Genomic DNA, 25642 nt, shown 5'->3' on the forward strand with positions numbered 1-25642 from the left:
GCTTAGGCGTGAGAAAAGGGTGGGCTGGACGCAGTTAGTTACACACAAAATGTCCCTTAAGCCCAGCTTTTGGCTTTTGCGGCGCGCACAAAAGAACCTCCGACACTGCGTCATTTGCAATCCCGGAGGCTCTTTCCTCTTGTGCGCCCGGTGAGACTTGAACTCACACGTCAAAGACACTGGAACCTAAATCCAGCGCGTCTGCCAATTCCGCCACGGGCGCATAAAGCGCCTTTCATCCTACACACTGCACAAGTGGGCACAAACTAGCAGGAAGGACCGGGGCTGCTGCTACCAGGTTGGGGGAGGTGTCCGCTGCGCGGACACGCGATCTGCTCCACCTGTCCGCGGCAAGACATCAAATGTTTCCGCCGCGCGGACAACCAACCCCCTTTTCATCTTCCGCCGCGCGGACACAGGATCCCCTCTGTCTGTCCGCGGCAACACGTCTACCAGCTCCATCCTTCCGGGAACGCATCAGGGGTGTCCGCCGCGCGGACTCAGGATCCACTCCCCCGTTGTCCGCCGCGCGGACACGCGATCTGCTCCACCTGTCCGCGGCAAGACATCAAATGTTTCCGCCGCGCGGACACACAACCCCCTTTTCATCTTCCACCCCGCGGACACAGGATCCACTCCCCCGTTGTCCGCCGCGCGGACACGCGATCTGCTCCACCTGTCAGCGGCAAGACGCCAAATGTTTCCGCCCCGCGGACACACGCAACCGCAGAACAAGTATCGGGGCCGCAAAACTTGTCGGAGGGGGCGTCGATATGTGTTGTTGCTAGACTGAAGCACTGTGAGCGAGCAAAACAGTTTCCCAGGTGAAGAGGGCGCGCCGAAGCGTCGGCACGTTCGGGTTCGCGCATGGCACGTCGTGTTGCTCTTCGCCGCGGTGATTACGTGCTGTCTGCTGGCGTACTGGCAGTGGACCCGCTACCAGTCCGGGACGGGGACGTTCCAGAACCTGGGGTATGCGTTGCAGTGGCCGTTCTTCGGTGCGTTTTTCGTCTACGCCTACAAGGCGGGGTTAAAGATGGAGAACGAAAAGATTGATGCGCTGAACGCATCGGGGTCGATGGATGAGCTCTACGAGGCGGACCTTGCACGCTACGGTGCGGACGGCAACCGTGATCCGGTGGAGATTGATGAGGATTTCCTGCCGGAGCGTCCTACTCTCGATGTGGAAGAATACAACTCAATGCTCGCACCACGCCGTCGTGGTTCGGCGGATCCAAACAGCGAACCAAACAGCGAGCCGAAGAGCGAACCGAACAGAAAGTGAGAGGCCTGAAAGCATGACTCAGCCGCAGCCAAACGCAGCAGCACCCAAGATTCACCCGGAGCGTCAGCGCCGAGTAAAGCAAGCGCTCACGGCGTTCTCTGTCGCAGCGTGGACGACAGGCATCCTGCTGCTGCTCCTATGCGCGCGCATGATCATGCAGTACCTCCTGCACATGGACGTGTCCATGCTGGAGTGGGTGGCGCGCGTGCACGGCCTGGCGTACATCCTGTTCCTGGTCACATCGCTGAACCTGGGACTGAAGGCCCGTTGGGCTGCGCAGACGTGGGCGGTGACCGCGATTTCTGGCGTCGTCCCCTTCTTGTCTTTCTGGGTGGAGGCGAAGCGCCGCAAGGAGGTCACGCGCACGTTCCAGCTGCGCTAGCCGCCCACGCTAGCTGCGCAGCGCCGCGATGTGCGGTGCCAGCGCCCGCAACGCCGTCCCACGGTGTGAGCGGGCGTTTTTCTCTTCCGGTGTGAGCTGCGCTGATGAGCGACCGGGGGTGTCGGCTGGTTGGAAGATCGGGTCGTAGCCGAAGCCGTGCTCGCCCTTCGGCGCTTCGAGCAGGCTACCCTCCCAGCGGCCCTCGGCGGTGAACTCCTCGCCCTGCGGGGTCACGAGCGCACAGCAGGACACGAACGCCGCGTCACGCTGAGCGATGTCCGCCATCTGCGCGAGCAACAAGTTGTTGTTCGCGGTGTCGGTGTCTACGGCGCCGTGTGGCCCGGTATGCCCGGACCAGCGGGCGGAGAGCACGCCGGGCATCCCGTTGAGCGCGGCGACGGCCAGGCCGGAATCGTCCGCCACGCACGGCAGCCCGGTGGCTGCTACCCCGGCGCGCGCCTTGATCAGTGCGTTCTCCTCAAACGTCAGCCCGTCTTCTTTCGGCTCCGGGTACGGCTCCACGTCGCCGAGGGCGACGAGTTCCACGCCGTCGATGCCGCAGTCGTCGAGTACCTGCTGGAGTTCTTTGAGCTTCTTTGCGTTATTAGACGCAACCAGCACCCTTACCGTCATGCCAGCGCGGCTTTCTGCGCCTGGATGAGCTCGTTCAAGCCCTTTTGTGCCACGTCGAGCATCTGGTTGAGCTCCTCGCGGCCGAACAGGCCGTGCTCGCCGGTGCCCTGGATTTCGACGAAGTTATCGCCCTCCTGCATGACTACGTTGAGGTCAACTTCAGCGCGGGAGTCTTCTTCGTACGGCAGGTCGAGGCAGACGCGGCCGTCGATAATCCCTACGGAGACTGCGGCGACTGGCGCGAGCAGCGGCTCACCCGGTACGACGCCGCGTTCTTTGAGGACGGAGATGGCGTCCGCAAGCGCGACGTACGCGCCGGTGATGGAGGCGGTGCGGGTGCCGCCGTCGGCTTGGAGGACGTCGCAGTCGAGCTGGATCGTGTTCTCCCCCAGCTGGCGCAGGTCCACCGCGGCGCGCAGCGAACGCCCGACCAGGCGGGAGATTTCGTGGGTGCGGCCCTTCACCTTGCCGCGCATCGATTCGCGTGGCATGCGCTCGTGGGTTGCGGCCGGGAGCATGGAGTATTCGGCGGTCAGCCAACCTTCGCCGGAATCCTTCTTGAAGCGCGGCACGCCTTCCTCGATGGAGGCGGTGCACATGACGCGGGTGTTGCCGAACTCTACAAGGACGCTACCTGCCGGGTTCGAGGTAAACGAGCGGGTGATACGCACCGGGCGCATTTCGTCGAGCGCGCGCCCGTCTGCGCGCAGAAAATCAGAAGTTGTCATGCCCTCCAGGGTAACGCACTACGTTACAGCTCGAAGCAGGCGCCGGGCTCGCCGAGCACCGTCGGCCCGCCGAACTCGCGCGCAGCGGCCTCAAGCGTGGCCTGCTGGTCCGCCCACGGCTGGATGTGCACAACCACGAGCTTTTTGACGCCCGCTTCGCGCGCAATCCGCCCCGCTTCTTCACCAGACAGGTGCATGCCGGGCGCCATCCCCTCGGATGTCGGACCCCAGGCGGCCTCGCAGAGGAAGAGATCCGCGTCGCGGGCCGCCTCGACTAGGTTAGGCGTGACCCCGCTATCGCCCGAGTAGACCAGCGTCGCGCCGGTCTTCTTGCACGTGACCCGCAGCGCGTGCGATTCCTGCGCCGGGTGATCCACCGGGAACGGGGTGACCTGCACGCCATCTATCTCAACCGGGGTGCGAGGGCTCCACGTGTGTACGTCAAAGGTGTCACTGATGTCGTCGACCTCGTCGGCGGTGTTCGCAGCCATGCGGCCAAAGTGCGTCGCAGCGTGGCCTGGGCCGTACAGCTTATGCGCGCTCTCCGCGGGCTTCTCCGGGTGGTAGCGTCGCCATACCAGCAGCGAGGGCACGTCAGAGCAGTGATCCGCGTGCAGGTGCGAAAAAATCAGGTGCGCGTTGGAAGGATCCATTTCCTCGCGCGTCTGCATCGCAGCCAATGCGCCTGGCCCAAAGTCCATCAGTATGTCCGGGTTGCCCGGAGTACTGATCACATAGGACGAGCCGGGATTACCGGGGGCGCCTAAACTCCCTGAACACCCGAGAATGGTCAACTTCATGGAATTACTGTGCCATGAAAACTACGCAATTTCTAACGTTTCCACTAAAAACGCTCAGTTTTGTAGCCATGTCAGTAAAAACCGGCAGCTGTGGCCTAGCTCATGGGGTGGTTTACGGCGTGCACCATCGGCCCAAGGAAGCGCGTCGCGAGGGAGTCAAACACTGCCGGGTCGCCGGTGGATTCAAAGGTTCGCGTTGGTTCCACCTCGGGATCAGCCAGCAAGTCGCGCTCAGTGAGGATGCGGAGCACGTCCTTCGCAGTCTCCTCCGCGGAGGACACGAGTGTGACGTCGTCCCCCACTGCAAGCTGCACGATGCCAGAGAGGAGCGGATAGTGGGTGCAGCCCAGCACCAGCGTATCGACGCCCGCTTCGCGCTGCGGCGCCAAGTACTCCTTGGCAATGCTGAGGATCTCCGGGCCTGATGTCACGCCTCGCTCCACGAACTCGACGAACCGCGGGCAGGCGGTGGCCGTCACCTCCAAATTTGAGTTGAGCGCGAACAGGTCCTGGTATGCCCCGGAGGTGATGGTGCCCTGCGTGCCGATCACACCAATTTTGTTATTTCGCGTCGTCGCGATTGCGCGCCGCACTGCCGGCTGGATGACCTCGACGACGGGGATGTCGTAGCGCTCGCGGGCGTCGTGCAAGAATGCGGAAGTGGCCGTGTTGCAGGCGATGACCAGCATCTTGCAGCCGCGGGCGACGAGTTCGTCGGCGATACGCATCGCGTGTTGGCGCACCTGCGCAATCGGTTGTGGCCCGTACGGGCTGTTCGCGGTATCGCCGATGTAGATCATCGACTCGTTGGGCAGCTGGTCGATGACGGCGCGGGCTACCGTCAGTCCGCCCACGCCAGAGTCGAAAAGACCGATAGGAGCATTGTTCTCGAGCGTTTTCACGTCACATCATCCTAGCCCATAGGGCTGATTCGGATTCTTGCGCTGTTTCTTCTGCGCTTTCTTCATCGCGAGCTCCGGCGGGTCGTCCGAGGTGATAATCATGCCTGCCGCCATGCCGCCAATCGCTCCAAAGAGGTGGGCCTGCCAGCTGACACCTTCGACCAGTGGGAGCACGCCCCACATCAGGCCCGAGTACGTAAACCCGAGGATGACACCAAGCAACACCTGGCCCGCCGACCGGTTGAAGAAGCCGCGCACCAGCAGGTACGCCAGCCAGCCGTAGACCAGGCCCGAGGCACCAATGTGGTTCGTGCCGATCCCACCGAACAACCAGGTTCCGATGCCGCCGATCAGCACCACAAAGGCCGTGACCTCCCAGAACACTCGCTTACCGGAGTACCCCACCAAGAACGCGAAGAGCGCCCCCAATCCGGTGTTGCCGATCAAGTGGTCCAGGTCAGCGTGCAGCAGCGGCGAGGTGAAGATGTGCCAGATACTGGTCAGGTCCAGCGGGTGCACGCCGAGGCCGTTAAGCGCCCCGCCGAACACTGCCATGTTCAGGATGTGCACGGCCCAGATAATCACGATGTATCCAAGGGCAAACAGCAGCCCGGTTCTGCGCTGCTGCTTGAACTTGCTCTTGCGCCGCGCGGTGGGGTCCATCGCTGGGTCGACGCCGAACGCGGCAAGCTGCTGGTCCGGGTGCGAGAACGGCCGGTCGAAGGGCTTGCCGTAACCCGGCTGCCCAGTCTGGCCGTAGCCCCAGCCTGGCCTCGGTGCGTGTGGAGGTTGCGTCATATGCCTATTCGCCCATCATCGCCTGCAGCAGCGACTCCTGACAGAACGCCAACCACTCGATGAGCTGCGCGCGCTGCTGCTCGGCGGCTTCGCCACCGCGGTCGTCGGCCGAGACGTACAGGCGCATATCGTTGAGCGCCGCCAGGAACTGGTGCGCCTCCTCTTCCTCGATGGTCACCTCAACGCCACCGGTTGGGCCCAGCGCCTCGTTGACCACCTGCAGGTTGGTCAGCTTCGCCTTGATGATGTCGTTTTCGTGCAAGCTGCGAAGCAGGCCGTTGTCGCCCTCGAACTCCTCGTCCTGCTCCCGCTCAAAGTCCGGCAGCAGGCGGGCCAGCTTCGGGTCCGTCGGCGCCTCGGAGTGGCCCACAGACAGCCCCATCATCTCCGAGAACTCGTCGCGCGGCGCGGACTGCGCCCTAGCGATCAACGCCTCGGACACCGTCGCCGTCAAGTCCCCGATGATCTCGCGCTCGAGGGGGTCAAACAGCGTCGTAAATTTGATGCCTGAGCGCAACAGGCCCTTCTTCTTCCGCCAAGCTTGCATTCGCTACTCTCTCCTTGCCCTGGCCTAGCCGGCCTGCTGCATTGTTGCCCAGAGGCCAGCGGTGTGCAGCTTCTTCACGTCGCCTTCGACCTTGTCTTTTTCACCAGAGGACACCACCGCTTTCCCCTCGGTGTGCACCTGCATCATGAGCTCCTGGGCGCGCTTGCGGTCGTAGCCCAAGACGGTTTGGAAAACGTAGGTGACATAGCTCATCAGGTTGACGGGGTCGTCCCACACTATGCACATCCACGGCAGGTTTTCGCTCGTCGCAACCTCGACGTCGATGGCTTCGTCGAGCTCAGGAGACGCCATTGGCGAACTCATCGCTACAATTCCTGTCTTTTTCATGTGCACCACCTTACCTGCTTCAGAAACACGACGCCCGCAAGCATTGTGTGCTAATGCACCCAGCAGTCCCGTCTACGCACTACACTCATCGAACATGACTGAAAACCAGGCCCACCCCAACTACTCGACGGCTTTCCTGACGGACATGTACGAGCTGACCATGCTTGATGCCGCCATTCAAGACGGCACCGCACACAGGCAGTGCGCCTTCGAGGTCTTTACCCGCCGCCTGCCGAATGACCGCCGCTACGGCGTCGTCGCAGGCACCGCCCGAGTTGTCGACGCCATCCAGAACTTCCGTTTCACCGACGCGCAAATCGAGGCGCTCGACTTCCTATCCGACGAGGCCAAGGAATACCTGCGGGGCTACTCGTTCTCCGGCCAGGTCGATGGCTACCGCGAGGGCGACATTTACTTCCCTTACTCCCCGATCATGACGGTGCGCGGCACCTTCGCCGAGTGCGTGATCCTGGAGACAGTCATCCTGTCGATCCTCAACGGCGACTCCGCGGTGGCCTCCGCCGCATCCCGTATGGTCACGGCCGCTGATGGCCGCCCGATCGTCGAGATGGGCTCGCGCCGCACCAACGAGCAGGCAGCGGTCTCTGCTGCGCGTGCCTCCTACATCGCTGGGTTCGTCGGCACCTCCAACATGGAAGCCTCCTACCGATACGGCATCCCGGCCTCCGGCACCGCCGCCCACGCGTGGACGCTGCTGCACGTCGACGAGGAAGGTCGCCCCGACGAGGTCTCCGCGTTTAAGGCACAGGTCGAAAGCCTGGGCAAGGACACCACGCTGCTCGTCGATACGTATGACATCACCAAAGGCATCGAGCACGCACTCGAGGTCGCGGGCACTGAGCTCGGCGCGATCCGCATCGACTCCGGCGACCTGGGCATCGTGTCGCGTCGCGTGCGCGCCCAACTCGACGAGGCCGGCGCGTTCAACACCAAGATCATCGTCTCCTCCGACCTCGACGAGTTCGCCATCGCGGGGCTGCGCGGCGACCCTGTCGACGGCTTCGGCGTCGGCACCTCGGTGGTCACCGGCTCCGGCGCGCCGACGGCCACACTGGTGTACAAGCTTGTAGAGGTCGACGGCCACCCCGTGGCCAAGCGTTCCTCCGGGAAGCGCACCTACGGCGGCGCGAAGCTGGCCAAGCGCGCCTACCGCGCCTCCGGCGTCGCGGTGGCGGAACTCATCTACCCGCTGCGTGCGGAAATCGATACGAAGCCAGCCCTCGAGTACCGTGACCTGGTGGTACCGCTGATTCGGGACGGAGAGGTCGTCGACAAGCATGACGAGCTCGAGGCCGCCCGCGAGCTGCACAACACCGCTCGCACCACCCTGCCGTGGGAGGGCCTGGCGCTGGCAAAGGGCGACGCGGCGATCCCGACGCGCTTCGTCGGCTTCCCTGAGCCCACCGAGTAGGTAGACTTTCCCGACGTGAGTGACCAGCCTTTCGCCCAAACGACCGAAGACCTCCTCGCGGCCGCCGTCGCCGCCCTCGGTGGCGCAGAGCGCCCTGGGCAGGTCGCGATGGCGAAAGCCGTCACCAAAGCGATCGATGCCGGACGCCACCTCGCCGTGCAGGCTGGCACTGGCACCGGCAAGTCGCTCGCCTACCTCATCCCCGCGATTCGGCACGCGCAGCAGTCGGACAGCACCGTCGTCGTATCGACGGCCACCATCGCGCTGCAACGCCAGCTCGTCGAGCGCGACCTGCCCCGGCTCGCCGACGCCCTCGAGCCGCTTTTGGAGCGCCGCCCGACGTTCGCCATCCAGAAGGGCCGCAACAACTACGTTTGCCTGCACAAAATCGGGCTAGACGAGGAGACGCCGGAGGCGCTCATCGAGGAAGACGACATTTCCTGGCTGGGCAAACACGTCAAGCGCGTCGCCGAGTGGGCACAGGACACCGAGACCGGCGACCGCGACGACCTCGAACCCGGCGTACCCGATTTGGCGTGGCGCCAGGTGTCCGTTACTTCCAACGAGTGCCTGGGAGCGAGCCGCTGCCCGCACGGCGACGAATGCTTCGCCGAGCTTGCGCGGGAGAAGACCCGCTCCGTCGACGTGGTGGTAACGAATCACGCGCTGCTAGCTATCGACGCCCTCGCAGACGTTGACGTACTGCCGGAGCACGACGTCGTCATCATCGACGAGGCCCACGAGCTCGACGGGCGCATCACCTCCGTAGCCACCAACGAACTCTCAGCCCGCGCGCTGACGCTCGCTGCCCGGCGTGCGGGCAAGCTCGGTGCGGATAAGGCGATTCTCGAAGACGTCGCCGACGACTTCAACGCGGCACTCGCCCTGGAGGAGCCCGGCCGTTGGGAGCGCATCTCCGATCCCGCGCGCGGCGCCTTCACCGGTGTCCGCGATGCACTGTGGCGCACGCGCAACGCCATCGCGGACGCCCCCGAGGGCGAGGCCGCGAACGACCCAGAAACCGCTGCCGAGCGCGGCAACCTCAAGAACCACCTCGAGGACCTGCACGACGCCACCGTCCGCATCCTCGAAGTTTTCGACGAGGACGACCCAGCCAAGCACTACGACGTGGTGTGGCTGACACGCTCCGACAAGTACGACGACTCCGTGGCCGTCGCGCCACTCTCCGTCGCCGCCCTGCTGCGGGAGAAGCTCTTCGGCGAACACACCGTGGTGCTCACCTCTGCCACGTTGACGGTCGGCGGGAACTTCAACGCCATGGCGGCCTCCTGGGGTCTTCCGGACAAGACATGGGACAGCCTCGACGCCGGCACCCCCTTCGACCCGGCGAAGTCCGGCATCCTCTACACCGCCAAGCACCTGCCTGCACCTGGCCGCGACGGCCTGTCGGACGCGACGCTCGATGAGATCGCCGAGCTCATCACCGCCGCGGGCGGCCGGACGCTCGGTCTCTTCTCTTCGCGCCGCGCCGCCCAGCAGGCCGCGGAGGCGATGCGCACCCGGCTCCCCTTCGACATCATGCTGCAAGGCGAAGACTCCACCGGCGCGCTCGTGGACAAGTTCGCACGCAACGAGAACAGCTGTCTGTTCGGCACACTGACCCTCTGGCAGGGTGTCGACGTCCCCGGCCGCTCCCTGTCGCTTGTCATCATCGACCGCATCCCGTTCCCCCGCCCCGACGACCCGCTGTTGCAGGCACGTGCCAACGCCGCGGATGCCGCCGGGCGCTCCGGGTTTATGGAGGTCTCCGCCACCCACGCCGCGCTCCTCATGGCGCAGGGCGCGGGCCGCCTGCTGCGCTCGGTCAGTGACCGCGGCGTCGTCGCCGTACTCGATAACCGCTTAGTCACGAAGCGCTACGGCTCATTCCTGCGCCGCAGCCTCCCAGCCTTCTGGGAGACCACCAACCCCGATACCGTCAGAGGCGCGCTAAAACGCTTGGTGGCAGCGCGCTAAACGCCAGCGCCGTCACCGAACCTGGCGCGACCTCCGTGAACCCTGCGTCGGCGACCACCACGCCGTCGTGTTCGCGCGCGTACGCCAAGCACTCCGCAAACACGCCGCTGTCCGCCTCGCGGACACTCAGCGGGAAGCCGTCCTCGGCCCACTCCTGCACCCACTCGAGCGGGCGCTGCGCAGCAAGCAGCATTGAGGCATGCCCCACCTGTGCGGCCGCCTTCCCCGCAGACATCTCGAGCCCAGCATCCACCACAATCACAGGTGTCGACGCCCCCACCTGCCCCTCCACCGACTCCATCGGCAGGTCCGTCCCCTTGATCTGCAGCTTCGATACCTCGTGCGGCACGTCGCACACCGCGGATGGCACAAACGCCCGCACCGACCCGACCGTCACTCCGGGCACCTCCTGCACGTCCAACCACGCCTTGTTTCGCGCACGGCGAGTCACCTTGCGGATGCGGTGGTCGTACCAGCGCTGCAGGTGCTCCCGCCACGACCCAGGCTGACCCGCTTGTTCCGCGAGACAGACAGCGACGGTGGCGCGGGCGGCGTCGACTAGCACGGCGTTACGTGTCGGCGGGTCCTGCTTCGGCAGGTTGATCACCAACTGCATCGCCTGCACCGTCTCCGGGTCGCGCGGGTCCTCGGTGCGCTGCCGGTAGTCAGCGCTGGTGCGCTCGTGCAGGAGCTGCCAAGCTAACTGTCTGCTCATGCTTCGCGGCTTGTCAGCGCTACGCGGCCGTCGATGCCCTGGCGCTCATTCGAGTCGTCGATCTCGTCGCGCGGGATGCCGATCATGTAGAGCACCTCATCCAGGAATGGGTGGTTCACCGACGCGTCCGCGATCTCCTTCAACGCCGGCTTCGCATTAAACGCAATGCCCAGACCAGCCACAGAGAGCATATCGATGTCGTTTGCGCCGTCACCCACCGCGATCGTCTGGTCCATGCGCAGCCCACTGTCCTGCGCAAACTCGCGCAGGAACTCCGCCTTCGCCTGGCGGTCCACCACCTTGCCGATCACCCGACCGGTCAGCTTGCCGCCTTCAATCTCGAGCGTGTTCGCACGCACGTAGTCGAGCTCCAGTTCCTCAGCCAGCCCCTCCAGCACCTGAATGAACCCACCGGACACCACTGCGGTGCGGTACCCCATCGAGTTCAACGTGCGGATCGTGGTCCTCGCTCCAGGCGTGAGCACAATGTCCTTCGCCACCTCCTCAATCACCAACGCGTCGAGCCCCGCCAGTGCCTTCACTCGCTCGCGCAGCGACTCCTCAAAGTCCAATTCGCCCCGCATCGCGCGCTCAGTCACAGCAGCGACCTCCGCCTCACGTCCCGCGTGCGCAGCCAGCATCTCGATAACCTCGCCAGTAATCAACGTCGAATCACAGTCGAAGCACACCAGGCGCTTCATCCTGCGGTGCAGGCCCGCGTGCTCCATCGCGAGATCAATCCCCAGCTCTGCGGAGATCTCCGCGAGCTTCTTACGGATCTCCTGCCCGTCACCCGGCGAGTAATTCGGGATCGTAATGCACAGCTCCAAACCTGTCACCGGGTACTGCGCGATCCCGCGAATCGTGTCAATGTTTGCGCCTACCGACGCCAACTCCGTCCCCAGCCGTGAAACCGCCTCAGCCGTAACCGGGTTGCCAAGGACCACCACCACGTGCGTGGAACGCGGGCGCTGGTCCGAGCGGGCGGAGACATCCGTCTCGATGGTGACACGCTGACCATAGTCCCACAGCGCGACGCGCAGCTCACGCTCGATATCCACCAAGTCATTTGGGTCCATGCCCACGAAGGCTGCCAGCATCAGGCGCCCTCGGAAGTCCGTCTGCTCCACGTCGAGCAGCTGGACATTGTGGCGCGACAGGGTTGTGAAAAACGAACCCGAAACGCCCGGGCGGTCTGGGCCCGACGCGGTGATAACCGCAGGCTTGAGACCTGCTTGCAGCTCTACCTCAAACGCCGTCATTGGTGGTGTACTCCTTCGTGTTACTGGCTGACTGTGATGAGGGTAGCACCTTTTGACAACACAAAACCCCTCATCGGAGAACCGATGAGGGGTGTGATCTGTCAGGATGAGGGGTTCACCATCTGGTTACTTCCCGGAGTTCGTGCCCTTCCACGTTGCTGGGGTATCAGCCTTGTGGTTGCTGTGAGCCTCGCGGCGCAGCTGCTCCACCATGTGCGGGTAGTGCAGCTCGAACGCAGGACGCTCGGAGCGGATACGTGGCAGCGCGGTGAAGTTGTGGCGCGGTGGCGGGCAGGAGGTTGCCCACTCGAGCGAGTTGCCGTAGCCCCATGGGTCATCCACGGTGACAATCTCGCCGTAACGCCAGGACTTGATGACGTTCCAGATGAACGGCAGCATACCGATGCCCAGGATGAAGGAACCGACCGTGGAGATCTGGTTCAGCAGCGTGAAGCCGTCGGTATCCAGGTAGTCAGCGTAGCGGCGTGGCATGCCCATGTTGCCCAGCCAGTGCTGGACCAGGAAGGTCATGTTGAAACCGATGAACGTGAACCAGAAGTGGATCTTGCCCAGGCGCTCGTCCAGCATGCGGCCGGTCATCTTCGGGAACCAGAAGTAGACACCAGCGATTGCGGAGAACACCACGGTACCGAACAGAGTGTAGTGGAAGTGCGCAACCACGAAGTAGGAGTCATGCAGCTGGAAGTCCAGCGGTGGCGAAGCCAGCATAATACCGGTCAGACCACCGAAGAGGAACGTGAACAGGAAGCCCATCGCCCACAGCATCGGAGTCTCGAAGGTGATGTGTCCGTTCCACATCGTGCCCACCCAGTTGAAGAACTTCACACCGGTCGGGACGGAAATCAGGAAGGTCATGAAGGAGAAGAACGGAAGCAGAACGGCACCGGTTGCGAACATGTGGTGCGCCCACACAGCCATCGACAGGCCAGCAATCGCGAGCGTTGCGAAGATCAGGCCGATGTAGCCGAACATTGGCTTACGGGAGAAGACCGGGATGATCTCGGAGATGATACCGAAGAACGGCAACGCCAGGACGTACACCTCAGGGTGTCCGAAGAACCAGAACAGGTGCTGCCACAGGATTGCGCCACCGTTTGCAGTGTCGTAGATGTGGCCGCCCAGCAGACGGTCGTACAGCACGCCCAGTGCAGCAGCGAGCAGCAGCGGGAAGATCATCAGCGCGATGATCGAGGTGACGAACACGGTCCAGGTGAACGCTGGCATACGGAACATCGTCATGCCTGGCGCACGCATGGTGAGCACGGTGGTCAGCATGTTGATCGCGGATGCGACGGTACCGATACCGGTTGCGCCCACACCGACGATCCACAGGTTCGCGGATACGGATGGGGTGTGCGTTGCGTCAGCAAGCGGCATGTACATGGTCCAGCCGAAGTCAGCCGCACCACCCGGGGTCAAGAACCCAGCCAGCATCGCGAAAACACCGACGGACGTAATCCAGAAGCCGAACGCGTTCAGACGTGGGAACGCCACATCCGGCGCGCCGATCTGCAGCGGCAGGACATAGTTAGCGAAGCCCCACACAACTGGCGTACCGAACGCAAGCAGCATCACGGTGCCGTGCATGGTAAACAGCTGGTTGAACTGCTCGTTGGACAGGAACTGCAGGCCCGGGCTGAACAACTCAGCACGGATCAGCAGAGCCATCAAGCCACCAACGAAGAACCAGATGAAGGACATGATGATGTACATGATGCCCAGCTCTTTGTGGTCTGTCGTGGTGAGCTGCTTATAAATCTGAGAGCCAATCCGGCCATTGCCAGTTGGCTCCGGACGTGTCGACTGGACTTTAGTCTCCAGCCTTGGCGCCACAGCGGTCATTCGTTCCTCCTGACTGTAACTTTCGCGCACAAAACAGGTACACGAAAGCTAATTGTGATACCGCATCATCTTAAGTGACGCGCCCATACATTTGCCAGCCTTTCTTGGCCTCCCCCCAATATCCACCTCGCACCCCCGCCAAGGCCTGACAACAGCCACCATGAGCTACCTGCCGAAACACCAACAGTCACAGCAGCCACCAAACACATAGCACAAGCCAGTACGCTCGCAACGTTTCGAAACTCCCCCACACACGTCCCCCGTTTAGTATCAACCCAAAGTTTGGGCATGTTGACGCCCGAAAGCGAAAAACGTGCCACCGCAAACTGCTGCAGTGGCACGAAGTGGCGTCGAAAAGCACTCAGCTGACAGGGTTAGAAGTCCCAGTCATCGTCCTCGGTCTCCTCGGCCTTGCCAATGACGTACGAGGAACCCGAGCCAGAGAAGAAGTCGTGATTCTCATCAGCGTTTGGCGATAGCGACGCCAGGATCGCCGGCGAAACGCGAGCCTCATCGACCGGGAAAAGTCCCTCGTAGCCCAGGTTATTGAGGGCCTTGTTCGCGTTGTAGCGCAGGAATCGCTTCACATCCTCGGTCCAGCCCAGCGGATCGTAGATGTCTTCCGTGTACTGGATCTCGTTCTCGTACAGGTCGTAGAGGATGTCGAAGGCGTACTCCTTGAGTTCCTCCTGACGCTCCGGCGACTCGTCGCGCAGGCCGACCTGGTACTTGTACCCGATGTAGTAGCCGTGCACCGCCTCGTCGCGAATGATGAGGCGGATAATGTCCGCGGTGTTCGTCAGCTTCGAGTGCACCGCCCAGTTCAAAGGCAGGTAGAAGCCCGAGTAGAAGAGGAAGGACTCCAGCATGACGGAGGCGACCTTCTTCTTCATTGGGTCGTCGCCACGGTAGTAGGACTCTACAATCTTAGCCTTGCGCTGCACCTCTTTGTTTTCTTCTGTCCAGCGGAACGCCTCATTAATCTGCGGGGTGGACGCCAGCGTCATGAAAATGTTCGAGTAGGACTTCGCGTGCACCGACTCCATGAACGCAATATTCGTATAGACGGCCTCTTCGTGCAGCGTCTTCGCGTCCGGCAGCAGAGATACCGCACCGACGGTGCCCTGCAGCGTATCCAGTAGCGTCAGGTTTGCGAACACGCGCATCGTGGAAAGCTGCTCATCATCAGTCAGCGTGTTCCAGCTCGGAATGTCATTCGAAACAGGAATCTTTTCTGGGAGCCAGAAGTTACCCGTGAGGCGGTCCCAGACCTCGAGGTCCTTCTCATCAGGGATTTCGTTCCAGTTAATCGCCTTCATCGGCTCCTTATGAGCCTGCAGGTAGCCAAGATACTCTTCAGTCATGGCGCCCATCTTAGCGCAAGCGCCTCTACGCAGCGGCGCCGGTTGCGATTGTCCGCGCGGCGGACACTTGGCGGGGGTACATTCCGGACAGCCGACTTTGACTTTCGCCAAACGCGACCAGTTCCCTACAGCGCTTTCTCCTTAGGATTCACCCCCTCCTACCCCCACCCATGCCCGACTCGTTGCGTTGTAGTTCACAGCCGGGGTTATGCTGATTAATAGTCTCAATTCAAACTCTCCGATACGAGAAAAAGGATGAATAGCATGCCTCTCACCCTCGATCCTTCCGAATCCGCCGAAGGACCTCTTCTGACCAAGGTGCTCGACGAGCTTGGGGGCGAGATTGTATCGGGGACAATGGCGCCGGGAGAGCGCTTTACGCTCCAGGATCTTTCCAGCCGGTTTGGGATTTCGCGCACAGTCGCGCGTGAGGCAATGCGCGCGCTGGAGCAGCTCGGGCTTGTGAGCTCCTCTCGCAGAGTCGGCATTAAGGTGCTGCCGGAAGCACACTGGGCTGTCTTTGACCAGGCGGTGATCCGTTGGCGTCTCAGCAGCGAAGCGCACCGAGCGAAGCAGATCGTGTCACTCGACCAGTTGCGCAAGGCAGTCGAGCCGGTCGCAGCAGCGCTCGCAGCGACGAACGCAACGAAGGAACAAGCACAGGAACTCAAGGCGCTCGCCGAACAGCTCATGGAGCTCTCCGAAGCTGGACAGGGCAACACGGACGCGTTCCTCGAGGCGGATAAACGTTTTCACACCTTAATATTGGAGTGCTCCGGCAACGAGATGTTTAGCACCCTCACCCTTCCCATTCTGTACGTGCTTGAAGGGCGCACCCGCTACGGCATCATGCCGAACGACCCACACCTTGATGCAATGGCATACCACCTGAAAGTGGCAGAAGCCATCCAATCCGGCGACTCAACAGGAGCAGAAAACGCATCCTGGAGCCTTCTGCGCGGAGTGGACGGCTTCGTCGAGTTCTAAGCCAGCACTGTTCTCAACCAGCGCTTACAGCATGCAGGATACGCAGCCCTCGATCTCGGTGCCCTCCAGGGCCATCTGGCGCAGGCGGATGTAGTACAGGGACTTAATTCCCTTGCGCCATGCGTAGATCTGCGCGCGGTTCAGGTCGCGCGTCGTCACCGTGTCCTTGAAGAACAGGGTCAGCGACAGGCCCTGGTCGACGTATTTCGTAGCGACAGCGTAGGTGTCGACGATCTTCTCGAAGCCGATCTCGTAGGCGTCGTCGAAGTACTCGGTGTTGTCGTTGTTCAGGTGAGGCGCCGGGTAGTAGACGCGACCGATCTTGCCTTCCTTACGGATCTCAATCTTCGACGCGATCGGGTGGATCGAGGAGGTTGAGTTGTTGATGTAAGAAATCGAGCCGGTCGGCGGGATTGCCTGCAGGTAGCGGTTGTAGATGCCGTCGCGAGCGACCGCTTCTTTCAGTGCTGCCCATTCTTCGGCCGTCGGCACTGCAATCGTCGACTTTTCGAACAGCGCCTTGACCTTCTCCGTCTTCGGCTGGAAATCCTCCGGGTTGTAGCGGTCGAAGAACTCGCCGGTGGCGTACTCGGAGCGCTCGAAGTCTTCGAACTTCTTGCCCGTCTCCACTGCGATCTTGTGCGATGCCTTGATGCACTCGTACATCACGGCCGCGAAGTAGGCGTTCGTGAAGTCGAGGCCTTCCTCTGAGCCGTAGTGGATGTGCTCGCGGCCAAGGAATCCGTGCAGGTTCATCTGGCCCAGGCCGATGGCGTGGGAGGCGTCGTTACCCTCACGGATCGACGGCACCGAGTCAATCGACGTCTTGTCCGCCACCGCCGTAAGACCGCGGATTGCGGTCTCGACGGTGCGGGAGAAGTCGTCGGAATCCATCGCCATCGCAATGTTCAAGGAGCCAAGGTTGCAGGAAATATCGTGGCCGACCTTCGCGTACGTCAGGTCAGCGTTGAGCTCCGACGGGGAATTGACCTGCAGGATCTCGGAGCACAAGTTGGACATGTTAATGCGGCCAGTCTTGACCGGGTTCGCTCGGTTCGCGGTGTCCTCGAACATGATGTACGGGTAGCCGGACTCGAACTGGATCTCCGCCAGCGTCTGGAAGAACTGACGCGCATTAATCTTCGACTTGTGGATGCGCGGGTCTTCCACCATCTCTTCGTACTTCTCGGTGACGGAGATGTCGGCGAACGGAACGCCGTAGACGCGCTCGACGTCGTACGGCGAGAACAGGTACATGTCGTCGTTACGCTTCGCCAGCTCAAAGGTGATGTCTGGGACGACGACGCCCAGCGAGAGCGTTTTAATACGAATCTTCTCGTCAGCGTTTTCGCGCTTGGTGTCCAGGAACTTCATGATGTCAGGGTGGTGCGCGTTGAGATACACAGCACCTGCGCCCTGGCGTGCGCCGAGCTGGTTTGCGTAGGAGAAGGAGTCCTCCAGCAGCTTCATCACTGGAATCACACCAGACGACTGGTTCTCGATGTGCTTAATGGGCGCGCCGGCCTCACGAATGTTCGACAGCAGCAACGCTACGCCGCCGCCGCGCTTCGACAGCTGCAACGAGGAGTTAATCGCACGGCCGATGGACTCCATATTGTCCTCGATGCGCAGCAGGAAGCAAGACACGAGCTCGCCGCGCTGCGCCTTGCCTGCGTTGAGGAATGTCGGCGTCGCCGGCTGGAAGCGGCCCGTCATAATCTCGTCGACGAGCGCGGATGCGACCTCTTCCCTACCGTCGGCGAGGAAGAGCGCGGTCATCGCCACGCGGTCCTCGAAGCGCTCGAGGTAACGGCGACCGTCGAATGTCTTCAGCGTGTAGGAGGTGTAGTACTTGTACGCGCCCAGGAAGGACTTGAAGCGGAACTTAAAGGCATACGCACGCTTGAACGTGTCCTTCACGAACTCCCAGTCATATGCCTCAATAACCTCGGGCTCGTAGTACTTGTTGTCCACCAGGTACTTCATCTTCTCTTCGAGGTCGTGGAAGTACACCGTGTTCTGGTTCACGTGCTGCAGGAAGAACTGATTCGCAGCCTCGCGGTCCTTATCGAACTGGATCTGACCGTTTTCGTCGTACAGGTTCAGCAGTGCGTTGAGCGTGTGGTAGTCCAGCATGTCAGCCTCGTTGACCGGCTCCGGCACATTCTTGCCATGAATAGGGTTCGTAGACACAGATATCCTCTTGATGCTTCAGTGTTAATTAACGATCGGCGTTACGGTATTTATTTGTATATTTCTCGCGCAGTTGCGCTAAGCGTTGTGCGTTTTCCTGCCCCGGCAGCTGCCCAACCGACTCTAGCGCTTCCTCCTGCTCGGGGGTCAGCGGCAGCAAACCGAGGCGGTCGGCGTGCTCGATCAGCTGGCTGCGCACGCGAAGCACGTCGTCATCAGTACCCAGCAGCTCAAAGCGGAAAAGGTACGGGACGTTGCACTTCTCCGATATTACGTCACCAGCCAGGCCGTAGTCCGTGCCAAAGTTGGAGTTGCCAGACGCGATGACGCCACGGATATAGCTGCGGTTGTGTTCGTCATTCAAAAACTTGATGACCTGCGGCGGGACAGGTTTGGTGTTCACGTGCGTCATCGATACGCCCCCGCCATAGGTCGGGCAGATGAGGACGTAGGGCTCGTCGATAATTGGTGCTGGGTCCGTGCGCCGCAACGGAATACGCTGCGCCGGAAGCCTCACCTTATCGACGAACCGCTTCGTCGTCTCTGTCAACGACGAGAAGTACACGATCAACATGTTGGATGCCCTCTACATAAAAAGAGCCGCCAATGTGTAAAACACTAGCGGCGTGAGACGTCGGAAGAGTTAAGCCGCAGCCAGGCCACGGATGCGCTCCGGGCGGAACCCAGACCAGTGCTCGCCGTTTACCTCAACGACTGGTGCCTGGAGGTAGCCGAGCGCGAGGACGTAGTCACGTGCTTCGTCGTCGACGGAGATATCTACAAGGTCGTACTCCAGCCCTGCTTTTTCGAGCGCCTTCGTGGTCGCTTTGCACTGCATGCACGCCGGCTTGGTGTAAACGGTAATAGACATAACCTGTGGGCTCTCTCTCTACATAAAATGAAGACTATTTCGGGAGTTTTCCCCGCGCCGTCTTGATCGGCGCTACAAGAGAAGACACTATACCTTGGGTGATATTTCTGCAAGTGATACTACATATAGTAGTTACACGCGTGGTATTCCCAGCACGGCTCCCACCGCGGGTCCACATGTAGCCTAGACTATGAAAAATCACTTCCGATGACCTGAAAGCCCACCAATGTTTCGCTCCCACCCCAGCCCGCAGCAACGCTACAGCCACATGGCACGGCGCGCCGCGAGCGAGGTCATTGGCAGCTATTCGACGAGCTTCGGCGCCGCCACGCGACTACTTCCCGAGCCGCAGCGAACCGACATCCGCAACCTCTACGCGGTGGTGCGCATCGCCGACGAAATTGTGGACGGTGCCGCCCCCTCCCCCGAGCGCGCGGCAGCCCTCAAGGACTACGAGCAGCGCGTCCGCAGCGCCACAGCAACCACGTTCCACACCGACCCGATCCTGCACGCTTTCGCCGATACCGCGCGCCGCTGCAACTTCGACGACGCCCACCTCGCCACGTTCTTCACCTCGATGCGCCACGACGTAACCGGCGAGGCGCACACGGAGGAGTCCGTCGAGCGATACATCTACGGCTCCGCCGAGGTCATCGGTTTGCTGTGCGTGGATGTCTTCTTCGGGGGCCGACGCCCTCCCCAGGCCGAGTACAGCAAGCTGCAGGAAGGTGCGCGGGCGCTGGGGGCCGCGTTTCAGAAGGTGAACTTCCTGCGCGACTACGCCGACGACACCAACCGGCTCGCCCGTAACTACTTCCCGCAAGCTTCTTACCCGCTAACCAAGGCCGGCCGAGACGCGATCATCGCGGACATCCGCCACGACTTCGACGCCGCGTGGTCCGCCATCCCCGCGCTGCCCAAGCGCTGCGGTGTCGCCGTCGCGGTAGCGGCGAACCTGTTCGAAGCGCTCACCGACTTGCTCGCGGACACGCCACCAGAAGCCATCCTCACCGAACGAGTCCGGGTGTCCGCGCCGCGGAAAGCAGCGATCATCGCGCGGACAGCGGCGACGGGAAGGAGGCTGCAGTGACGGAGCGCGTTGTCATCATCGGCGGGGGAATCGCAGGCCTGGCAACAGCGTGCCTGCTGGCGAAGCGAGGTTCGACGGTGGTGGTCGTCGAGAAGAATGGGCACCTCGGCGGGCGCGCGGACGAGTTGCGCATCGACGGCTTCCGCTTCGAGACCGGCCCCTCCTGGTACCTCATGCCCGAGGCCTACGACCACTTCTTCGAGCTCATGGGCACCTCCACCGCGGCCGAACTCGACCTCCAGCTGCTCGACCCCGGCTACCGCATCTACCCCGAACACCACCCGCTTCTCGACGTTCCCTTCGGTACCGACGCCGTCGCCGACCTCTTCGAATCCCTCGAGCCCGGCGCGGGCGACGTGCTGCGCGACTACCTCGCCAGCGCCGCCGATGTCTACAACATCGCGCTCGACCGATTCCTCTACACCACGTTCAGTTCACTGAGGCCGTTCCTGCACCGCGACGTCGTCTCCCGCGCATTCACCCTCGCGGTGTTGCTGCTCCAGCCGCTGCAGCGCTACGTGAACAAACGATTCCGCGACCCTCGCCTGCGCCAGATCCTGCAGTACCCGGCGGTGTTCCTGTCCTCACAGCCGCGCGACACCCCGAGCCTGTACCACCTAATGAGCCACACCGACCTCACCCTCGGCGTGCGCTACCCGCAAGGCGGATTCAGCGGCATCGTCACGGCGCTCGAGCGACTCGCCCGCGCGCACGGCGTCGAGTTTTTGCTCGAGCACGAAGCGACCCGCATCGAAGTTATCGACGGCTCCACCACCGGCATCCACATGCTCAGCGAAAGCGGGACGCGCTTCCTACCCGCCGACGTCGTCGTCGCCGCCGGAGACCTGCACCACACCGAGACTTCGTTGCTCCCCGCGTCTGCTCGCACCTATTCCGAGGCGCACTTTAAGCACCACAACCCAGGTGTGAGCTGCGTACTCGCACTCATCGGTGTGCGCGGTGCGCTGCCGGAACTGCTTCACCACACACTGTTCTTTTCCGAGGAATGGGACGAAGACTTCGACGCCGTGTTTCCTTCTTCGGGTGGCGGTGGCTCGCGTGACGCATCGCGCTCGATCTACGTGTGCAAGCCCTCCTCCACGGACCCGACTGTCGCGCCCGCCGGGTGTGAGAATCTGTTCGTGCTCATCCCGGTTGCGGCCGACCCGTCGATCGGGCACGGGGACGCGTACGGCGCTGCAGAGTCCCCGCGTGTCGCCGCCATCGTTGACGCGATACTGGACCTCATCGCCGCACACACTGGTGTCGCTGACCTGCGGGAACGGGTCGTCGTGAAGCGAACTATCGGCCCCGCCGACTTCGCCGGACGCTACTACTCCTTCGCAGGTGGCGCCATCGGGCCTGCACATACCCTGCGGCAATCCGCGTTCTTCCGCGGTCGCAACATTTCCGCCAAAGTGGACAACCTGTACTACGCCGGGCAAACCACCGTTCCTGGCGTCGGTGTGCCCATGTGCCTCATCTCTGCCGAGAACGTGGTCAAGCGCATGCTCGGACTTCGTGACGCATCTCCTATACCAAAACTGTGAGAAGCTCGTGAAGATTCTGTACATTTAATTCATGCGAAGCCTTCGACCTGGTAAGACGCTTATCGCCCTTTTCACAGCCTTCGCGATGAGCGCCACTGTCATTTCCCCGCCCGACGCCACAGCCCAGACCACGAGCCAGTGGGTGCCCGATCAGCATGAGGAGCTGTTCGAGCAGCGGGACAAACTTCTGTACTCGGAGGATGGCTCCGAGTACATCTGCCAAGTTGCCCACATCGCCGACGGGCGCGTGTACACCGATGCGCTTTGCGGCGAAGGGCATTTCTTGTACTACCGCGACTCCGAGGGCTCCATACACTACTTCGAGGACAGGCAGACCGATTTTTCTCGCAACAAAGATCTCTTCCTGAATCGCTTCGCATCCTACGCGATCCCGGACTCGCTGCTTCCACAAGTCGGTGAGTCAGCTGAGCCAGTTCACGGTTCGTACCTCTCGGCCGGGGATACCGTGACCGTTCACGGCCCACGGGAAGACTACGATGCAACGATTGAGAACACCACCGAAGGTTTCCTGGCGATTACGCTTCCGAGCCATGCGTATTTGACACATGGCGCCCCAGTTTCAGTCGGCGGCCACTACCTTGGGATGTATGAGGGGGTCTTTGACAACAACGACCACAGACAGGGACTCGTCCTCCTCGCAGACCCAGAAGTTCCTCCGACAAGCGAACCGAACAAAGTGGCGTTACTCCTCGAGCGTGAATCCATGCTGTCATATGCTCCGGGCGAAGTAAGCACGATTAACCAAGGTGACAAAATTTTTAACAACGGTCATCGTTGCACCGTCGGATACATCGATAAGCCCAACAGCCGTATTTTCTTAGCTGGTCACTGCAGCGATGGCGGCCCTCTCTACTTCACCGACACACAAAAAAGGAACTATTACCTGGGCACGATGGTGACTGAGTTCGACTTCGAGGGAAGTCTCACCAACAGCACCATGAGCAAAGACTGGGGCTATATCGATATCCCCGAAAACCGCTCGGCATTGCTCGGGGAGAATCGCTACTCCTCCGACAGCGTTCTCCTACCGTCGATGCTTCGCGTCGGACAGATGGTGTACGGCTTCGGTCAAACAACCGGCCACGTGATGGAGAACTACGTCATGGGCGTGATTAATAACGTCATCCTCCTCACACAACAAAATCCGATGCATGAGGGAGATTCCGGTGGGCCGAACTGGATCGTCGATGACGAAGGCAAAAAACACTTTATCGGGGTGAACTCCGGGAGTGACGATGTCCCAGAAGGTCAAGCCCACAAATACGGTATTGCTGTCGGATGGGAAGAAACTCCAACTAGCAACGAGTACGTGAACTATTCGGGCCTCGCGATGCAACAGTGGGACGCATACCAAAAAGCGCAGGACGAGGCCGAGAACCCCGTCGCGGTCAACCAAGGCGACACCGTGGGGCTCGACGACAATGATCGCGACCTCTTCCTCGACCAGGAGTGCACAGCGAAATACATCGATCACGTCCACCAGCGGATCTACACCAGCCCCGCGTGCACCGGGCCGGGCGGGGCGCGCGGAGTTTCTACGACATACGGGTGGCCCAAGCACTGGGCACTGGCCGAAATCGGTAGCTTCTATGATGCGCAGCTCCCCTACATCCAGGCCCCAGATGGCACGCGGTTAGGCGAAAACCCTGATGCACCTGGGGAGCTCCTTTCGACCGACCAGGTACACCTTAGTGACACGGCTAGCATCGACTGGCGTTCGTTGACGGTGGCAGGCACAGTCGGCGACGCGATCATGCTTCTCCCCTACGGGGATTTTGAGCCGGAGGTGAACACGCCGGTCACCATCGGCGACAACGTTGTCGGCCTTGTTTCCGGGATCTACTACGACGAGAACGGCCATGTGAAGGGCATTGAAGTTCAGAGCCTTCTCGAGACGAATCCGATTGAGCTTCCAGAGGGCTGGCAGGAAGACCTTCTCTACGAGTACGCGAAGGCAACTGACGAGACCGCCCCCGTGATTGTGGACGTCGAAAAGAAAGAATTCGACTCCGATGCCGAGATTGAACCCTTCGAATTCACCATCACGGACGAGTACAACGAGCTGACCGTCGAGGTAACCGACCTGCCAGAAGGTCTGTATGCGGACATTCAGTACGACGAACCACGGCTCCGCGCCACCGTCACTGTTCGAGGGACGCCGACGAAGCCTGGTTGGCAATACGCGAATGTAACAGCGCGAGATGCCCTCGGGAACGAGACCTCACGCAACCTCGAATTCTGGATTGCCGACGCCACTGCGCCCGTCATCGATACCACTCCGTTGATCTTGGAGGCCGGCGAGTACGCCGACCTTGAGATTCCAGTAACCGACAACAGCGGCTATTCCCCCAACGTGACAGTCAGCGCTCTCCCCGATGACCTCACGTCATATGAGGAACACATTTACGGGCAGACCACCGTCGTCGGAACGCACGAGCTTCAGGTAACCGCCACGGACGCCGCTGGCAATACTGCAACGGAAACAGTTCAGCTCGAGGTGCGCGACACGAAGAAGCCAGCCATCAACATGCGGAGCAACGCTCGCTGGGAAGCCAATTCAGAATTCAATGACTCCATCAGCGTCGACGTTGACGACGTAACCCCAGTCAGTGTGCGCGTCGACGGCCTGCCCCGAGGCCTGTCTTATGACGACACCAACGGCGTCATCGATGGCGTCACCGACGCGGTCGGCTCGCACGCCGTCACCATCAGCGCTACCGACACCAGCGGCAACACGTCCGAGTCGGAGCTCGAGCTGGTTGTGGAGGACACCACTGCCCCAACAGTGCAAAACGCCGAGTTTGAGCACGAAATTGGTACACCGTTCTCGCATGTTGTTGATGCAACAGACGGCGTAGGGGTGGAACGGGTTACCGTTTCGGGTCTCCCACACGGTCTGCGTTTCGACGAAAGCTCCCGCACCATCAGCGGTACACCTTCAGCGCTGGGCAACTTCCAGACTTCCGTCGAGGCGTTTGATGCGGCTGGAAATACGGGCCAGGGCGCAATTGGATTCCGCGTGGTGGACACCGTCCGGCCTCGCATCTTGGTTGACCACAACCCGCCTGCGGCAACTAAGTTCGACCTGCCGATCCGAGTCGAGGACGCAACCAAGACCGCGTTGTCCGTGACCGGCCTGCCAGCCGGACTGCGACATAAAGGGAACCGGATTGTTGGTTCGACCAAAGATTCGGGCACACACCGTGTAGTCATCACCGCCACGGATGAAGTCGGCAATCAAGCTTCCGAGACGATCACCCTTTCAGTGCCGAAGCCTCGCCCAGCCAAGACGACAGCTCCCGCAGCTCCGTCAACGCAAACAAAGGTCCCGGCAAGACCATCTAAGACGACGGTGCCCTCGACGTCAGCTACGTCAGCCCCGCAGAAGCCGAAAGGGACGACCCCAGCTGCCGAGTCTCCGCGTCAAACTTCGGTCCCAGCCAAGCCGTCCGACGAGGCAACAACGCCTACAGCCCCGTCCGAAACAACTCCGGCGGCTAGCACGCAGTCCGAGCCCCCAACTGAAGAAGGTGGCAGCGCCTCCGGTTCCTCGAAGGGTGGAATCGCCGCACTGGTAATTCTGGGCATCATCGCGTTGGTTGGTGGTGTCGTCGCTACGAACCCTCAGCTCATGAAGCAGATTCAGTCAATGCTGCCGTAGAAAGATGCGCCGACGTGCTTAAACCTTGGGTGTGTCCCAATCCCACGTCGGTGCGGCTTCATCCGCAAACGAATCCACACCCCACCCATCCAACTCAATCTCGGCAGCATCATCGCGATACCCCACCCGGCCAGGCTCACACACCCACTGCTCACCACTGGCAAACCGGAAATACAACGTCGGACCAGGCTTAACCACACGAATAAACCCATCCGTGACCAACGAATGACACC

The 25642-nt window shown here is 61.6% G+C and carries 23 protein-coding genes and 1 tRNA gene; 8 read left to right on the forward strand and 16 right to left on the reverse strand.

Annotated features, from left to right (window positions below; translation table 11 throughout):
* Window positions 1-142: 142 nt before the first annotated feature.
* Window positions 143-223, reverse strand: a tRNA-Leu gene (locus HMPREF3170_RS05965).
* A gap of 576 nt (window positions 224-799) precedes the next feature.
* Between HMPREF3170_RS05965 and HMPREF3170_RS05970 the strand changes: the two genes are divergently transcribed.
* Window positions 800-1285, forward strand: a complete 486-nt coding sequence (locus HMPREF3170_RS05970) for a hypothetical protein (RefSeq protein WP_070478458.1) — start codon at window positions 800-802, stop codon at window positions 1283-1285.
* A gap of 13 nt (window positions 1286-1298) precedes the next feature.
* Window positions 1299-1667, forward strand: a complete 369-nt coding sequence (locus HMPREF3170_RS05975; protein WP_070361992.1) for a DUF3817 domain-containing protein — start codon at window positions 1299-1301, stop codon at window positions 1665-1667.
* 9 nt (window positions 1668-1676) lie between these two features.
* On the opposite strand, the gene rdgB is transcribed toward HMPREF3170_RS05975, so the two are convergent.
* The 7 genes from rdgB to clpS form a co-directional block, all read right to left on the reverse strand.
* The gene (gene rdgB / locus HMPREF3170_RS05980) at window positions 1677-2300 is read right to left on the reverse strand and encodes an RdgB/HAM1 family non-canonical purine NTP pyrophosphatase (RefSeq protein ID WP_070478460.1); all 624 of its coding nucleotides are present in this window, start codon (window positions 2298-2300) and stop codon (window positions 1677-1679) included.
* Complete coding sequence (gene rph, locus HMPREF3170_RS05985; RefSeq protein WP_070478462.1) at window positions 2297-3028, reverse strand: ribonuclease PH; 732 nt, start codon at window positions 3026-3028, stop codon at window positions 2297-2299. The genes rdgB and rph overlap by 4 nt, the downstream gene beginning before the upstream one ends.
* 23 nt (window positions 3029-3051) lie before the next feature.
* Window positions 3052-3828, reverse strand: a complete 777-nt coding sequence (locus HMPREF3170_RS05990; RefSeq protein ID WP_070478464.1) for an MBL fold metallo-hydrolase — start codon at window positions 3826-3828, stop codon at window positions 3052-3054.
* 95 nt (window positions 3829-3923) lie between these two features.
* The gene (murI, locus tag HMPREF3170_RS05995; RefSeq protein WP_070361988.1) at window positions 3924-4730 is read right to left on the reverse strand and encodes a glutamate racemase; all 807 of its coding nucleotides are present in this window, start codon (window positions 4728-4730) and stop codon (window positions 3924-3926) included.
* A 6-nt stretch (window positions 4731-4736) separates the two neighbouring features.
* Window positions 4737-5528, reverse strand: a complete 792-nt coding sequence (locus HMPREF3170_RS06000) for a rhomboid family intramembrane serine protease (RefSeq protein ID WP_070478466.1) — start codon at window positions 5526-5528, stop codon at window positions 4737-4739.
* A gap of 4 nt (window positions 5529-5532) precedes the next feature.
* Window positions 5533-6075 (reverse strand): DUF2017 domain-containing protein, encoded by a 543-nt coding sequence (locus HMPREF3170_RS06005; protein ID WP_070361986.1) that lies wholly within the window; start codon window positions 6073-6075, stop codon window positions 5533-5535.
* Between the two features lie 24 nt (window positions 6076-6099).
* On the reverse strand, window positions 6100-6399 hold the full coding sequence (clpS, locus tag HMPREF3170_RS06010) for an ATP-dependent Clp protease adapter ClpS (RefSeq protein ID WP_071565662.1): 300 nt from the start codon (window positions 6397-6399) through the stop codon (window positions 6100-6102).
* A gap of 118 nt (window positions 6400-6517) precedes the next feature.
* Here clpS and HMPREF3170_RS06015 point away from each other — a divergent pair, with 118 nt between their 5' ends.
* Complete coding sequence (locus HMPREF3170_RS06015; RefSeq protein WP_070361984.1) at window positions 6518-7855, forward strand: nicotinate phosphoribosyltransferase; 1338 nt, start codon at window positions 6518-6520, stop codon at window positions 7853-7855.
* Between the two features lie 15 nt (window positions 7856-7870).
* Entirely contained in the window at window positions 7871-9832 is a 1962-nt protein-coding gene (locus tag HMPREF3170_RS06020; protein ID WP_070361983.1) for an ATP-dependent DNA helicase, read from the forward strand.
* Here the strand turns inward: HMPREF3170_RS06020 and HMPREF3170_RS06025 are convergent.
* The 4 genes from HMPREF3170_RS06025 to nrdF all read right to left on the reverse strand — a co-directional run bounded on the left by HMPREF3170_RS06025 (window position 9795) and on the right by nrdF (window position 15036).
* Window positions 9795-10547: an aminoacyl-tRNA hydrolase gene (locus HMPREF3170_RS06025; protein WP_070478468.1), complete on the reverse strand. Its 753-nt coding sequence runs from the start codon at window positions 10545-10547 to the stop codon at window positions 9795-9797. The genes HMPREF3170_RS06020 and HMPREF3170_RS06025 overlap by 38 nt on opposite strands.
* Window positions 10544-11809, reverse strand: a complete 1266-nt coding sequence (gene serB, locus HMPREF3170_RS06030; RefSeq protein WP_070478470.1) for a phosphoserine phosphatase SerB — start codon at window positions 11807-11809, stop codon at window positions 10544-10546. Before serB ends, HMPREF3170_RS06025 begins: the two co-directional genes overlap by 4 nt.
* A 126-nt stretch (window positions 11810-11935) precedes the next feature.
* Window positions 11936-13672, reverse strand: a complete 1737-nt coding sequence (gene ctaD, locus HMPREF3170_RS06035; RefSeq protein WP_070361980.1) for an aa3-type cytochrome oxidase subunit I — start codon at window positions 13670-13672, stop codon at window positions 11936-11938.
* Between the two features lie 374 nt (window positions 13673-14046).
* Complete coding sequence (nrdF, locus tag HMPREF3170_RS06040) at window positions 14047-15036, reverse strand: class 1b ribonucleoside-diphosphate reductase subunit beta (protein ID WP_070363445.1); 990 nt, start codon at window positions 15034-15036, stop codon at window positions 14047-14049.
* 264 nt (window positions 15037-15300) lie between these two features.
* Here nrdF and HMPREF3170_RS06045 point away from each other — a divergent pair, with 264 nt between their 5' ends.
* Window positions 15301-16023 (forward strand): FadR/GntR family transcriptional regulator, encoded by a 723-nt coding sequence (locus tag HMPREF3170_RS06045; protein ID WP_070478472.1) that lies wholly within the window; start codon window positions 15301-15303, stop codon window positions 16021-16023.
* Window positions 16024-16047: 24 nt separating this feature from the next.
* On the opposite strand, the gene nrdE is transcribed toward HMPREF3170_RS06045, so the two are convergent.
* The 3 genes from nrdE to nrdH all read right to left on the reverse strand — a co-directional run bounded on the left by nrdE (window position 16048) and on the right by nrdH (window position 19087).
* Window positions 16048-18159: a class 1b ribonucleoside-diphosphate reductase subunit alpha gene (gene nrdE / locus HMPREF3170_RS06050; RefSeq protein WP_070478486.1), complete on the reverse strand. Its 2112-nt coding sequence runs from the start codon at window positions 18157-18159 to the stop codon at window positions 16048-16050.
* Between the two features lie 85 nt (window positions 18160-18244).
* Window positions 18245-18790: a class Ib ribonucleoside-diphosphate reductase assembly flavoprotein NrdI gene (nrdI, locus tag HMPREF3170_RS06055; RefSeq protein WP_070478473.1), complete on the reverse strand. Its 546-nt coding sequence runs from the start codon at window positions 18788-18790 to the stop codon at window positions 18245-18247.
* A 69-nt stretch (window positions 18791-18859) separates the two neighbouring features.
* Window positions 18860-19087 carry a glutaredoxin-like protein NrdH gene (gene nrdH / locus HMPREF3170_RS06060; protein WP_070361976.1) on the reverse strand — a complete coding sequence of 76 codons (228 nt, stop codon included), beginning with the start codon at window positions 19085-19087 and terminating at the stop codon, window positions 18860-18862.
* 268 nt (window positions 19088-19355) lie between these two features.
* On the opposite strand from nrdH, the gene HMPREF3170_RS06065 reads away from it, so the two are divergent.
* The 3 genes from HMPREF3170_RS06065 to HMPREF3170_RS06075 are packed head-to-tail and all read left to right on the forward strand — an operon-like array spanning window position 19356 to window position 25409.
* Window positions 19356-20177: a phytoene/squalene synthase family protein gene (locus HMPREF3170_RS06065; RefSeq protein ID WP_070478488.1), complete on the forward strand. Its 822-nt coding sequence runs from the start codon at window positions 19356-19358 to the stop codon at window positions 20175-20177.
* Window positions 20174-21727 carry a phytoene desaturase family protein gene (gene crtI / locus HMPREF3170_RS06070; RefSeq protein ID WP_070478475.1) on the forward strand — a complete coding sequence of 518 codons (1554 nt, stop codon included), beginning with the start codon at window positions 20174-20176 and terminating at the stop codon, window positions 21725-21727. The genes HMPREF3170_RS06065 and crtI overlap by 4 nt, the downstream gene beginning before the upstream one ends.
* A gap of 31 nt (window positions 21728-21758) precedes the next feature.
* Window positions 21759-25409 carry a putative Ig domain-containing protein gene (locus HMPREF3170_RS06075; RefSeq protein WP_083290891.1) on the forward strand — a complete coding sequence of 1217 codons (3651 nt, stop codon included), beginning with the start codon at window positions 21759-21761 and terminating at the stop codon, window positions 25407-25409.
* A gap of 18 nt (window positions 25410-25427) precedes the next feature.
* Here the strand turns inward: HMPREF3170_RS06075 and HMPREF3170_RS11725 are convergent.
* The coding region (locus tag HMPREF3170_RS11725; protein ID WP_210385502.1) for a hypothetical protein at window positions 25428-25642 on the reverse strand (215 nt) is incomplete at its 5' end.

The sequence above is a fragment of the Corynebacterium sp. HMSC08D02 genome (genome assembly GCF_001807505.1).
Taxonomy (GTDB): domain Bacteria; phylum Actinomycetota; class Actinomycetes; order Mycobacteriales; family Mycobacteriaceae; genus Corynebacterium; species Corynebacterium pseudogenitalium.